General features: G+C 68.9%; 8 protein-coding genes. 4 read left to right on the forward strand and 4 right to left on the reverse strand.

Annotation, left to right across the window (positions count from 1 at the left end):
• Positions 1-43 precede the first annotated feature (43 nt).
• A complete protein-coding gene (locus PX653_RS09285) occupies positions 44-3,334 on the reverse strand; it encodes a calcium-binding protein (protein ID WP_277417606.1) in 3,291 nt (1,096 codons plus the stop codon).
• A 630-nt stretch (positions 3,335-3,964) separates the two neighbouring features.
• On the opposite strand from PX653_RS09285, the gene PX653_RS09290 reads away from it, so the two are divergent.
• The 4 genes from PX653_RS09290 (at position 3,965) to PX653_RS09305 (ending at position 9,520) form a co-directional block, all read left to right on the forward strand.
• On the forward strand, positions 3,965-5,623 hold the full coding sequence (locus PX653_RS09290; RefSeq protein WP_277417607.1) for a glycosyl hydrolase family 18 protein: 1,659 nt from the start codon (positions 3,965-3,967) through the stop codon (positions 5,621-5,623).
• 135 nt (positions 5,624-5,758) lie between these two features.
• The gene (locus PX653_RS09295; protein ID WP_277417608.1) at positions 5,759-6,796 is read left to right on the forward strand and encodes a cupin-like domain-containing protein; all 1,038 of its coding nucleotides are present in this window, start codon (positions 5,759-5,761) and stop codon (positions 6,794-6,796) included.
• Between the two features lie 15 nt (positions 6,797-6,811).
• Positions 6,812-9,160, forward strand: a complete 2,349-nt coding sequence (locus PX653_RS09300) for a chitinase C-terminal domain-containing protein (protein WP_277417609.1) — start codon at positions 6,812-6,814, stop codon at positions 9,158-9,160.
• A gap of 207 nt (positions 9,161-9,367) precedes the next feature.
• Positions 9,368-9,520: a hypothetical protein gene (locus PX653_RS09305; RefSeq protein WP_277417610.1), complete on the forward strand. Its 153-nt coding sequence runs from the start codon at positions 9,368-9,370 to the stop codon at positions 9,518-9,520.
• 136 nt (positions 9,521-9,656) lie between these two features.
• Here PX653_RS09305 and PX653_RS09310 read toward each other — a convergent pair whose 3' ends face one another.
• The 3 genes from PX653_RS09310 to PX653_RS09320 are packed head-to-tail and all read right to left on the reverse strand — an operon-like array spanning position 9,657 to position 13,235.
• Complete coding sequence (locus PX653_RS09310) at positions 9,657-11,012, reverse strand: ABC transporter permease (RefSeq protein WP_277417611.1); 1,356 nt, start codon at positions 11,010-11,012, stop codon at positions 9,657-9,659.
• A gap of 28 nt (positions 11,013-11,040) precedes the next feature.
• Positions 11,041-12,507 (reverse strand): DUF3526 domain-containing protein, encoded by a 1,467-nt coding sequence (locus tag PX653_RS09315; protein ID WP_277417612.1) that lies wholly within the window; start codon positions 12,505-12,507, stop codon positions 11,041-11,043.
• Entirely contained in the window at positions 12,504-13,235 is a 732-nt protein-coding gene (locus PX653_RS09320; protein ID WP_277417613.1) for an ABC transporter ATP-binding protein, read from the reverse strand. The genes PX653_RS09315 and PX653_RS09320 overlap by 4 nt, the downstream gene beginning before the upstream one ends.
• Between the last annotated feature and the right edge of the window lie 9 nt (positions 13,236-13,244).

The following is a 13,244-nucleotide window of genomic DNA, read 5'->3' on the forward strand; positions in this document are numbered from 1 at the left end:
TGGCGCCATCAGGGTCAGGTGCCTCACACCCTTGGGTCTCCATTCAAAGCGCCTGCGCCTCCACCCCGAACAACCCGGAACGCAAGGTGTCGAGCAGCGGCGCCAGCAGTGTCACGCCGGCATGCGCCGCGATGTCGCCCGCGATGGTGCCGCCATAGGCCGCGCCAGGCGTGCCGGCCAGCGCGACAGCGGACAATCCGGCGCCCGCGTCCCACCAGCCGATGGCGCCGTCGGCCGCACGGGCATCGTCGAAGGCCGCGACCAGCGCGCGGAAATCGTACAGCGCGGCGACACCGGCCTGCGCGTCGAGCACCTGCAGCCGCGCGACGCCGTGCGCGGGCGTGCCGCCATACCAGTCCTGCAACGTCACGCTGTCGCCGCCACCCAGCGCCAGCAGCAGGGCGCTGCCGGCCTGCGCCAGCTGGAACTGCGCCGGATCGCTGTCGCCGCCCAGCGCCAGGGTGACGTTGCCGCCACTGGCCAGCAATGTGTCCGCGCCGTCGCCGCCGTTGAAACCGACGACATCGCTGCCGCCCGCCGTCACGCTGTCGTTGCCCTGCCCGCCGTACAGGAAATCGGCCGCTGCGCCGCCCACCAGCGTGTCGTTGCCGGCGCCGCCGTCCAGCAGCGCGGCGCGGTTGCCTGCGGTCAGCCGGTCGTCGCCACCCAGCCCCACCAGCAGGTGCTGGTCCTGCGCGGCCAGCGTATCGGCAGCGGCCGTGCCGAACGTCATGCCGGCCACCTGGGCCGCCGTCAGGAAGGAGCCGTCGGCAAACTCGATGCGTTCGATGACCCGGCCGGCGGTGGCGAACCAGCCCGTGATCGCGATGCGGTCGCCTGGCGCCGGATTGGCCGCATCGGCCGACCCGGCGCCGATCGTCAGTACGAGGTCGTTGGCGCTGCGCCGCAGCGCCAGCTCGCCCTGGCCGATGCCTGCGCCGAAGACCAGCCGGTCGGTGCTGGCCGTGTCGCCGTTGTCGGTGATGACGTCGCGGCCGTCGCCGCGGTTGAACAGGTAGGTCGTGGCGCCCCAGGTGCCCGTGATGCTGTCGTCGCCGGTCCCACCGGCGATTCGCGTCGTCCCTGTTGCGGCGGTGCTGGCGGAGCCGATCAGCGTGTCGTTGCCGCTGCCACCGTCCACCACGGCATTGGCCTCGGCCGCGAAGCGGATCATGTCGTGGCCGGCGCCGCCCTGCAATGCCGCGACCGCCGTGCCGCCCGCGATCGTGTCGTTGCCGCCGCCGCCGTCGATGGCGCGCGTCTCGGCATAGCCGTTCAGTGTGTCGTTGGCCTCCGTGCCCCTCAGCGTCGCGCCCAGCGCGGCCAGCTGGCTGCCGCTGAGCGCCGTCCCGCCGGCGAACTCCAGCCGTTCGATACGGTAGCTGTCGCCCGCGAACCAGTCGCGCACGCGGATGCGGTCGACGGCTTCCGGATTGGCCGCATCGCGCACCAGCAGCACGAGGTCCTGCCCTACCCTGCTGTCGGCCAGATCGGCGCGCGCGATACCGGCGCCGAAGGCCAGGCGGTCGGTGGCCCAGGCCACGCCAAAGTCGCCGATCACGTCGCTGCCGTCGCCCCGGTTGTAATGGTAGGTATCGAAGCTGTCGCTGCCGACCAGGGTGTCGTTACCCGTGCCGCCCACCAGCACGTTGCTGGCGGCGCTGCTGGCGTTGTACGTCCAGGCCAGGTAGTCGTCGCCACTGCCTCCTTCGATTGTATTGTTGGCGCTGGCGACGTACAGCACGCGGTCGTTGCCGCTGCCGCCGCGCAGCAAGGCGGCCGTGGTGCCGCCCGTGATCGTGTCGTCGCCGGCCAGGCCGTCGATCGACGGCGTGCCGTGGTACCCCGTCAGCGTGTCGTTGCCGGCCGTGCCGACCAGCGTGTTGGCCAACGTCGACAATTGCGCGGCCGTCAGCGCGGTGCCGTCGGCGAATTGCACGCTCTCGATGCGGCGCTCGGCGCCATAGAACCACTGCTGCACGCGGATGCTGTCGGCCGTGGCCCCATCGCCGCCGATGCGCAGCACCAGGTCGTCGCTCTCACGGACGACGCTGACGTCGGACCGGACGATGCCTGCGCCCAGCACGATGCGGTCGGCCTGGGCGGCGGGACCGGTGTCGCGCAGCACGTCGCGGCCGTCGCCCCGCTCGAACAGGTAGACCTCGCGGCCTTCCGACCCTTGCAGGCTGTCGTTGCCGGCACCGCCCGCGATCGTGTGCTCGAATTCGTTGGCGGGACCCTGCCCCACGATGGTGTCGTCGCCGCTGCCGCCTTCCACGCACGTGGCGGCACGCGGCACGTAGCTGATGTCGTCGTTGCCGCCGCCGCCGCGCACGACGACGGCGCCCTCGGAATTGGCGACGATCGTGTCGTTGCCGTCGCCGGCATCGACCAGCGTGGTCTCGGCATAGCCACGCAACAAGTCGGCGTCGGCGCCGCCGACCATGCGCGTGGCCGCCGCGGATGCCTGGGCGGCATCGATGCGCGCCCCGTCGGCGAACTCGAACCATTCTATATAGCGGCTGCCGGCCGTGCCGAACCATTCGAACAGCCGTACGCTCTGCAGGGCCGCCGGATCGTCCGGGTCGCGGATGCGCAGCACCAGCATCGTGGCGTCCTGGGTGAACGTCACGTCCGCCGGCGCGATGCCGGCGCCGAACAGGAAGCGATCGACCGCGCCTGGATCGCCGGCGGCGCCCGTGTCGCCCAGCAGCGTGTCGTTGCCGTCGCCGCGCCGGAACGCATAAGTCTCGGCGCCGGCGCCGCCCACCAGGCAATCGTCCCCGCCATCGCCCGCCACGTTGCTGGCATGGCCGCTGCCAGCGCCGTCCAGGCTGACAATGGTGTCGTCGCCCGCACCGCCCATGATCGTGTTCTCGCCATCGGCGGCGTAGTGGATCGTGTCGTTGCCGGCGCCCCCGTCCAGCAGGTTGGCGCCGCCATCGGCGTCCCGCAGATAGTCCGCGCCATCGTAGCCGTGGATCCGGTCGTGCGCCGACCACCCCGCGGCAACGCCCAGCAGCTGGTCGTCGCCGGCGGTGCCCTGCAGGGCCAGTTGCGTGGCGAGGTCGGTCGTGTCGACGCCAATGGCGCCGGAAAATTCGATGCGCCCGACGCCGCCGCCGGCGAACTGCCCGGCCACCGTCACCTGCTCGTCGCTGCCGTAGCGAATCACGAGGTCGTCGCCCGCGCGGGCCAACGCCACGCTGCCGCTGCCTGCATCCGCCAGCACGAGCGTGCCGGCCTCGCCGCTGGTGGCGGCACCGCCCATTTTCCTCGGCGCGCCCAATGGACCGTGTGCCGGTCCGGGGGCGGGTTTGACGTGATATGCCATTGCGATTCCCTTGGTTGTCGGGCGTATCCCCGCGCCGTGCGCCGTCCGGCGACAGCTGCGGACCATTCCCGGATGCGGTGATGGAAGGATTGAAGGATTGGTCCTGCCGCGCATGGGCTGGGCGGGGCGGGAAATGCCTCGCCATTCTGCTTTATTTCCGACGGGCACTACCGACAAGCATCAACGATCGGTGCGTTGTTGCAGGAATAGAACGGCGCCGGTTGCGCCGGATCATTGCAGCGCTGACGGAATTTCATTAAGTGAAACAGAGTTGTCAATCTTTAACTTGCTGCCGCGCGTGGGACGTGGATGACCGCGCGCGGCCCGGGTCGAACGAAGTGGGCCAGGGCCGTACCACTTCGCCGCTCCATGCGAACTGGTACTAACGATATAACAAAATGTCTTATTTGAGACATTTCCCCGATTCACCATGAATACCTCTCATGCAGGGGCAAGCGTGGCCGGAGCGCGTTGGGGAAAGCAGTCGGAACGGACCCGGTTGGTGAGATTGCGGAGATGCAACTGGTCTTAGATTGGCAGCATTAAATAAAACCACTTGACTACCACTTTAGGTGGACGCATGCTGGCTCAAACACCCGCACCCGCGACCACTGAAGATGGAGGAAGATGATGGAACGTGCACTACCGAGAAAAACCCTGATGGCCGGCCTGGTCGGCACCCTGCTCGGCACCCTGCTGACCGCGTGTGGTGGCGACGGCTCGGCGCCGGAACCGCAGGCCAAACGCCTGCTGGCCGGTGCCGTTGCCGCCGCCGACTGCCCGGCCTGGAGCAGCAGCGCCGTCTACACGCAGGGCATGTGCGTGACCTACAACGGCGCCGTCTACAAGGCCAAGTGGTGGACCCAGAATAACGTGCCGGGTACCGAACAGTGGGGCCCGTGGGAACTGCAGGCGGTGACGCCTACCCCGACGCCGACCCCAACGCCTACCCCAACGCCAACGCCAACGCCAACGCCAACCCCAACCCCCACGCCGACGCCGACGCCCACGCCAACGCCGAACGGTCGCGAAATCGGTTCCTACTTCGCCCAATGGGGCGTGTACGGCCGTGCTTACGAGGTGGCCGACATCCATACGACGAAGACGCCGGTCAACGGCGTGCAGACCAGCGTCGCCGACCAGCTCACGTTCATCAACTACGCCTTCGGCAACGTCTACCAGAAAAACGGCGGCTACGAATGCGGCATGGTCACCAAGGCGGAATCGGGCGACGGCACCGGCGGCGACGCCTATGCCGACTACCAGCGTTCGCCGGCCCGCACCGTCAACGGCCAGGCCGTGCCATGGGATGCGCCGCTGTCGGGCAACTTCCTGCAACTGAAGCTGCTCAAGCAGGCGCACCCGAACCTGAAGGTGTTCATCTCGCTGGGCGGCTGGAGCTGGTCGAAGTACTTCTCGGCGGCAGCCAAGACCGACGCACTGCGCAAGCAGCTGGTCAAGTCCTGCGTGGCCATGTTCATCAAGGGCGACCTGCCGGTGCAGGACGGCCGCGGCGGTCCCGGCTCGGCCAAGGGCGTGTTCGACGGCATCGACATCGACTGGGAATACCCGGGCGGCGGCGGCATGGAATACAACACGGTGGACCCGGCCGACAAGCAGAACTTCACGCTGCTGATGGCCGAGTTCCGCGCCCAGCTCGACGCGCAGGGCGCGGCGGACGGCAAGCGCTACGCGCTGACGGCGGCCATCGGCGCCGGGGCCGACAAGATCGCCAACACGGAGCCGGCCAAGTATTCGCAGTACATGGACTGGGTCAACGTGATGACGTATGACTTCCACGGCGGCTGGGAGAGCACGACGAACTTCCACTCGCCGCTGTACCGCGACTCCGCCGATCCGTCCACGGGCAACGTGGCCAAGTACAACGCCAACGATGCCATCACGGCGCTGACGGCGGCCGGCATGCCGAAGAACAAGATCCTGCTGGGGATCCCGTTCTACGGCCGCGGCTGGAAAGGCGTACCGGCCGGCCCGAACGGCAATGGCCTGTACCAGACGGCGACCGGTCCGGCACCGGGCGCGTACGAAGCCGGCATCGACGATTACAAGGTCCTCGTCAACAAGGCCGGCCAGCGCTGGTACCACCCGCAGACGAAGCAGCTGTTCCTGTACACGGGCACGGGCGAATGGTGGAGCTACGACGACCCGACCGTGATCGCCACGAAGATGCAGTACGTGCGCGACCAGGGCCTGCGCGGCGCGTTCTCGTGGGAGCTGGATGGCGATGCCAACGGTGCGCTGACCAGCGCTGTCTGGCAGGGCCGCTAAGGCGGCGCCACGATCGGCAGGGCCGCATGACGCGGCCCGCCAGACCCTGCCTGCAAGCCGGCGGCGCAAGCCGCTGGCTCTTCCTTGCCGGCGGCACTCGCCGCCGGCTTTTTTCACCCGATCGAAAGAGCTGCCATGAAACGTCGCGCTGCCGTCCACCCCATCGGCCCCGTCGCGGGCGTCAGCAACGACTGGCGCCGCTGGATCGCCGAGAACCTCGTGCTGGGCAGCCACCCGGACACGCTGGCCGGCGTCCTGCGCGAGCATGGCGTGCCGCCCGACGTGGCGCTGGCCGAGATCGACGCCGCGCTGGCCAGTCCCTACCTGCACGGCGTGCTGCGGCTGCACAGCCGCCTGGCCAAGCGCGACTGGCTGCTGGGAATCGAGGCACGCCTGCAGCGCATGGCGCCGCCGGAGCTGACGACCGTCGTGCCACGTCGCGCGCGCCTGTCCGGCGAAACCTTCCTGCGCGAGCATTACCTGACCAACCAGCCCGTCATCATCACGGACATGCTGGAGGACTGTCCGGCGCGGGGCTGGACGCTGGATGCGCTGGCCCGCCGCTTCGGCCCGCGCATCGTGGAGGTGCAAGGCAGCCGCACGGCCGATCCGGACTACGAGATGAACAGCATCGCCCACAAGGCGGTGATGCCGTTCGGCGACTATGTGGCGCAGGTGCGCGCGGCGGGCCATACCAACGACTTCTACATGACCGCCAACAACGACGGCCGCAACCGCGCGGCGCTGGCGGAACTGTGGGAGGAGATGCCGCGGTTGCCCGAGTACCTGGCGGACGAACGCAAGGGTTTCTTCTGGCTGGGGCCCGCCGGCACCGTGACGCCGTTCCATCATGACCTCACCAACAACTTCATGATGCAGCTGATGGGGCGCAAGCGCGTGCGCCTGATCGCCCCCTGCCATACACCGCAGTTGTACAACACGCGGCATTGCTTCACGCCGGTCGACGGCCGCGCCATCGACCTGCAGCGCTTCCCGGCGCTGGCCGGCATGCCGATCGCCGAGTGCGAACTGGCACCCGGCGAGATCCTGTTCCTGCCCGTCGGCTGGTGGCACTTCGTCGAGGCGCTGGACATCTCGCTGACCGTCTCGGCCACGCACTTCCGCTGGGATAACGATTTCTACAGCAGTTACCCGAGTAACCATGACTTTTAATCATCAGGAGACAAGATGAAACCCATTTCCAACGCGCTGCTGCTCGCCTTCGCGGCCGGCGCCATCGCGGGCTGCGGCGGCGGCAACGGCGCCGACACGGGCCCCCAGGCCACCAAGCTGCTGGCCGGCGCCACCGCCGCCGCCGACTGCCCCGAATGGACCGCCAGCGGCGTCTACACGCAGGGCGCCTGCGTGACCTACCAGGGCAAGACCTATACCGCCAAGTGGTGGACGCAGAATAACGTCCCCGGCGCCGAACAGTGGGGGCCGTGGCAGTTGCAGGCGACGACGCCCACCCCGACACCGACGCCCACCCCTACTCCTACTCCTACGCCTACTCCTACTCCTACTCCGACGCCGACTCCGACGCCCACGCCGACGCCACTCCCGAGCGTGCCATGCCGTCCGGACGGCCTGGTCTCGCCGGTGCCCGACGTGCCCTACTGCTCCGTGTACGACGCCAATGGCCGCGAGAAGCTGGCCAACGGGCTGCAGCGCCGCATCGTCGGCTACTTCACCAGCTGGCGCACGGGCACCAATGGCGCACCGGCCTACCTCGTCAACAACATCCCGTGGGACAAGGTCACGCACATCAACTATGCGTTCGCCACCGTGGACGGCGCCAACAAGGTCGCCATCGGCACGGCCCCCGACAATCCCGACACGGGCCTGACGTGGCCGAACATCCCGGCCGCCGCGATGGATCCGGCGCTGCCGTACAAGGGCCACTTCAACCTGCTGGCGCAGTACAAGAAGAAGTACCCGGGCGTGAAGGTGATGCTGTCGGTAGGAGGCTGGGCCGGCAGCGGCGGCTTCTACACGGCGACCACCAACGCCGACGGCAGCCTGAACGCGGCCGGCATCAACACGCTGGCCGACTCGATGGTGGCGTTCCTGCACAAGTACCCGTTCTTCGACGGCATCGACATCGACTACGAGCACCCGACCACCAACAACGAGGCCGGCAACCCGCTCGACTTCGCCGTGTCGAAGCCGCGCCTGGCCGGCCTGATGAAGAGCTACAACGAGCTGCTGCGGGTGGCACGCCAGAAGCTCGACACGGCCGCCGTCGCCGACAAGAAGTACTACCTCCTGACCATCGCCGGTTCGGCCTCCGGGTGGGTGCTGCGCGGCGAGGAAAACATGTCCGGCCTGAAGTACCTGGACTATGCCAGCCTGATGTCGTATGACCTGCACGGCGGCTGGAACCAGTACGTGGGTCCGAACGCGGCGCTGTTCGACGACGGCAACGACGGCGAACTGCGGGCCGGCAACGCCTACCAGTACGGCGGCATCGGCTACCTGAACGTGGACTGGGCCTACCGCTACTACCGCGGCGCGCTGCAGGCCGGCCGCATCAATATCGGCGTGCCGTACTACACCCGCGGCTGGAAGGACGTCACGGGCGGCACCAACGGCCTGTGGGGCACCAGCCCGACCGTCAACGACACCGTCGCCTGCGCCGGCATCAAGACGTGCGGCTCGGGAGCTGTCGGGATCGACAACGTATGGCACGACCTCGACCCGAATGGCAAGCCGATCCCCGGCGGCGGCAATCCGCTGTGGCACGCGCTGAACCTGCAGAACGCCATCGTGCCGGACTACCTGGACGCCTACGGCATCACGGAAAAGACGCTGACGGGCACCTACACCGCCCACTACAGCGCCACGCTGGCGGCGCCATGGCTGTGGAACGCGACCCGCAAGGTGTTCCTGTCCACCGAGACGGCGCAGTCGATCGCGGCCAAGACGCAGTACGTGATCGACAACGGCATCGGCGGCATCATGATCTGGGAGCTGGCCGGCGACTATGCCTGGGACGCGGCGAAGAACGGCGGCAAGGGCGAGTACTTCATGGGCTACACGCTGACGACCAATATCGCCAACGCGTTCAAGAGCGCCTCCCCGTACGGCGCCACCCGCGCCGAGACGGCAATGCCGGCCACCAGCGCCAAGGTGTCGATCGAACTGGGCGGCTGGAAGCTGGGCGACAGCAACTACCCGATCAATCCCGTCATGACGGTCACGAACCGCAGCGGCACGACGATCCCGGGCGGTTCGGTGGTGGAGTTCGACTATCCCGTGTCGGCGCCGGCCAACATGAGCGACCAGTCGGGCTACGGGCTGACCGTCATCAAGGCGGGCTACACGGGGCCGAACAATATCGGCGGCTTCAAGGCCAACTTCAACCGCGCCCGCTTCACGATCCCGGCGTGGCAGTCGCTGGCCCCGGGCGCCTCGGTGTCGCTGACCTTGAACTACCAGCTGCCGATCAGCGGCCCATCCGCCTACACGATCACCGTGGGCGGCGTGAAGTACGCGCTGAACGACGAGTATCCGGACCTGCCGGTGGGCTTGAAATAAGCTGAGGCAACCCAGGTGTCAGGCACCGGTCTGTGGGCCTCCCGGCCCGCAGGCAGGTGTCTGACACCGGCGGGTTTCGCGCCCCGTTTGCCTGGCCGACAATATTCATACGACGTATATCAGACATCGAAACTCCTCATTGGACGAATAACTAGGGCAGGCGTAAGATACAACCATTGCCATAGGAAAAGAATTCGAGGAGTTGCCATGTCCGCCACCCCATTCCGTATCAACGAAGCACCTGCGATCGTCATCGCCGACGCTTATCGCCGTTACATGCCGCTGCTGAAGGCCCGCCTGCGCCGCCTGTTCGAGCGTTGGGGTGCGCCCTACGTGGACGGTCGCTTCCCGCCGACCTGAGCGTCGAGCCGGAGCAGTCCAGCAAGGCGGCCAAGTGGCCGCCTTTTTTGCATTCGCCAGCCGGGACGACCGACGTTGTCGGGCACCGCTGCGGGTGCCCGTCACCTCGTCGCTAAGCGCTGTCGCGACGCCGCCATCAAGGCCGCACGCGCCGCAGCGCCGCCACGCCGACACCAGCCGCCAGCAGCGCGAGCAAGCCCAGCGCCGCTACCCCGGCCAGCGCAACGCTGCCGGCGCCATCATCGCGCTGCCATTGCGGCAATCGTGCGAACTCGCGCGGCCCGAACGGGCGCTCATTGAAGATGTACGGATAGAAGTAGCCGCGCAGCTGCTGGTGGAACGCGGCGACGCGATCCAGGTAGGTCAGCTGGCTCTTAAGGTCCGTGGCGGCCATCCGGTGCAGCACCACCTGTACCGCCACCGACGGCAACAGCCAGCCGCTGTGCGCGGTCCACTGCTCGCGCGCCGTCATCGCCGCACGGTAGGCCTGGACGTCGCCCGCCACCGCGTCGTCGCCCGCCTGGTGCATCGCGTAGTACCACTTCCACTGGAACTTCTCCGTCAGCGGCGGCGTGTCGCGCCATTCCGGATGCGTGCGGAAGAACTTCGTCATCGTCTCCTCCTTCGGCCGGTCCCAGGCCGTGTGCACGGCCTGGCGCTGCGCCAGCGACAGCTCGGCGCCTTTCGACACGGGCACCGCGCGGCCGATTGCGCCATTGACCAGGGTGGGCAGCACCAGGGTCAGCACGACGAACACCGCCAGCAACACGGCCGCGCCACCGGCCGACGTCCGGACCCTGGCAGCGACGGCTGCCGCGAGACCGAACCAGAACGCCACGTACAGCCCGGTGATGCCAATCACCAGCAGCGTCGCGCCCGGCCCCACGCCCGCGCTGACGGCGCCGCCCAGGAACGGCAGCATCAGCGCCGCCAGCACGAGGCCGAAACGCAGCGCGATGCGCCGGCGCCACAAGCGTGCACCCGGCACCGGCAGCGCATGCACGAGGCGCAGCCGCCCCGCTTCGCGCTCGCCGGCCACCAGGTCGTGCATCAGCGCGATGACGAACAGCGGCGCCAGGTACACCAGCACGAAGGCATAGTCGAAGCGGCCGGCGGCCGCCAGCTCCGGGTTGATCGACTCCGATTCGTACAGCTGTGCCTGCAGCCCCAGCAGCCGCACGCGCAGCGCGAACGGCTGCACGTCGCGCTGGCCGAACGCCGCGAAGGCCAGCGGCCCGGGCGGATGGTCGGTCAGGTGCGGTGTCGAGTAGGCCGCATAGCCGGCCTCGCCGCCGGTGCGGTACTTGTGCGCGACTGCCGCCACGTCGTCGCGCTGCACGGCGGCGACGCGGTCCAGCGCCGCACGCTGCTGCGCCACCGCATGCAGGCCGCTCCACACGGCCAGTGCCGCCAGCGCCAGCAGCAGCGCCAGAGCGCCGGCCGCGAGGCGCGAATGCAGCGCCAGGCGCAATTCAAGCTTGAAGGTATTCATTATCGTTCTCCCAATCCTTGGCGGCGCATCAAAAGGCGCCCCGTTCCAGCCGGCGCGCCAGCCACCACGCGCCGCCCACCAATCCCGCCAGCCACAGTGCGAACACCGTCAGCGCCGGCCGCACGTGGCGCTGCACGATCGTGGACAGGCCGATGGGCTCGTGCACGAAGCGCGGCAGCGCGCGCCAGAAATGGCTGCCGATGCGCTGGTCGCGGTCCCCTTCGTAGCGCACTTCGTTGACGTGCAGCCGGTTCAGTGCCTGCACCATGCGGTAACGATAGGCTTCCCCTTCGAGCAGGAAGCGTTCGTGGCTGGCCCGGTCGGAACCGGCCAGCGCGTTCGACAGCCGCCGCAACGCCAGCACGGGACTGGCCAGTTGCGCCGCCCCGACAATTCCCGCCTGTGCCTCCTGGCGCCCGAACTCCTCGTGCATGTGCCGCACGAACAGTTCGCTGGTCAGCCGTTCGCCTTCCTCGATGACCAGGCCACCATAGTTGACGGGCAGGTCCTCCACCCGCGCGACGCCGTACTTCGCCAGCACCTTGCGGCGGAACTCGGCGAAGTGCGGATCGTTCGGATCGTGGCTGTCGCCCAGCGCCGCCACCTCCTTGTGGATCGCCACTTCCGTCTCGATGCGGGTGGGGCGCGGCACCTGGCTCGCGGCCACGTCCGGCAGCACGCGCGGCAGCAGGATCACGGTGACGATCCAGCAGCCGACCAGGGCCAGCAGCGCATCGCGCGCGCGCGGCACGGCCGCCGACACCAGCACGGCCGCCAGCGCCCACAGCACGACATAGGCGGCGTAACCGGCCATCATCCACAGCGCATGCCAGCGCACCGCGGCGTCGAGCGCGCCGATGACCGCCAGCGCGGCCAGCGCCGGTGCGGCGAGCAGCAGCGCCACCGCCGCGTGACTGGCCAGCTTCCCGGCCAGCAGCGCGCCGCCCGGCAGGCCTTGCGCCACCAGCAGGCGCAATTGCCCCCGTTCCCGTTCCCGCGCCACGCTGCCGAACGCCAGGAAGGCAATCACGAGCGGTGCCAGCGTCTGCACGACAAAGGCGGGCGTCAGCTGGCCAAAGCGCAGCAGCACCGAGGACTGGCCCGCCTCGCTGAAGTTGGCGCTGTTCTGCCGGTGCCCCTCCAGGTACAAGGTGTGGCCCGTGTAGGGATCGACACCGAAGTCGAAGAACGCCAGCGGGCTGACGGGCCGGAAGATGTAGTGGCCGTAATGGACGACCCGGTGCGGATGGCGGTCCGGCTGGGCGTTCCACTGCTCGTCCGCCTCGTGCTGCAGGTGCGCGCGCTCGGCCTCGACGGCACGCATCTGCTCATGGCTGACAAGTGTCGCGGCGATCGTCAGCACGACCAGCAGCAGGCCGGCGGTGACGGCGACGGCGCTGCGCCGCAGCGCGCGCCATTCGGCCCGGCATACGGTCCAGGCCAGGGCCGGGAAGCTGCGCGCCGCCGCCGCGACGGGCAAGGCGACCGCGCTCATGCCGCCCTCCGGGTCGACGCATAGCGGGCATACAGTGCCTGCACGTCGAAGCGCGCCGGGCCCTCGGCGGCCAGCTCCTGCACGATGCGGCCGCGGTCGAGGAAGCCGATGCGGTCCGCCACCTCGGCCGCGCCCAGCAGGTCATGCGTCACCATGAAGACGGTGACGCCCTGCCCGCGCAGGTCCTGCAGCATGCGGTTGAATTCACTGGTGGCCTGCGGGTCCAGGCCGGTGGTGGGCTCGTCCAGCAGCAGCACCGGCACGGCGCGAGCCAATGCCAGCGCGATGGCGACCTTCTGGCGCATGCCTTTGGAGTAGCCAGCCAGCCGGCGCGGCCATGCTTCGGCCGCCAGCCCCACCGTGGTCAGCGCCGCGTCGATGCCGTCGGTCGGCGCGCCGGCCAGGCGCAGGAAGTACGCCAGGTTCTCGCGCGCGCTCAGGTGCTCGTACAGCGCGACGTTTTCCGGCACGTAGGCCAGCGCCGCGCGCGCGGCGAGCACGTCGGCGGCCACGTCGATGCCGCACACGCGCACGCGGCCAGCGGCCAGCGGGGCAAAGCCCAGCAGCGCGTTGATCGTGGTCGACTTGCCGGCGCCGTTGCCGCCCAACAGGGCGTAGATTTCGCCCCGCCGCACCCGCAGGGTCAGGCCCTGCAGCACGTCGGCGGCGCCGTAGCGTACCGTCACGTCGGCCAGCTCCAGCGCGGTGTTGTTGAAGGTGTTGCTCATGATTTCCCC

This window comes from Pseudoduganella chitinolytica (assembly GCF_029028125.1).
GTDB classification, from domain to species: domain Bacteria; phylum Pseudomonadota; class Gammaproteobacteria; order Burkholderiales; family Burkholderiaceae_D; genus Rugamonas; species Rugamonas chitinolytica.

Bases quoted from the DNA above. Each gene is read 5' to 3' on its own strand.
- PX653_RS09315 (WP_277417612.1), bottom strand. From the start codon at position 12,507: ATGAGCGCGGTCGCCTTGCCCGTCGCGGCGGCGGCGCGCAGCTTCCCG.
- PX653_RS09310 (WP_277417611.1), bottom strand. From the start codon at position 11,012: ATGAATACCTTCAAGCTTGAATTGCGCCTGGCGCTGCATTCGCGCCTC.
- PX653_RS09285 (WP_277417606.1), bottom strand. From the start codon at position 3,334: ATGGCATATCACGTCAAACCCGCCCCCGGACCGGCACACGGTCCATTG.
- PX653_RS09295 (WP_277417608.1), top strand. From the start codon at position 5,759: ATGAAACGTCGCGCTGCCGTCCACCCCATCGGCCCCGTCGCGGGCGTC.
- PX653_RS09290 (WP_277417607.1), top strand. From the start codon at position 3,965: ATGGAACGTGCACTACCGAGAAAAACCCTGATGGCCGGCCTGGTCGGC.
- PX653_RS09305 (WP_277417610.1), top strand. From the start codon at position 9,368: ATGTCCGCCACCCCATTCCGTATCAACGAAGCACCTGCGATCGTCATC.
- PX653_RS09300 (WP_277417609.1), top strand. From the start codon at position 6,812: ATGAAACCCATTTCCAACGCGCTGCTGCTCGCCTTCGCGGCCGGCGCC.
- PX653_RS09320 (WP_277417613.1), bottom strand. From the start codon at position 13,235: ATGAGCAACACCTTCAACAACACCGCGCTGGAGCTGGCCGACGTGACG.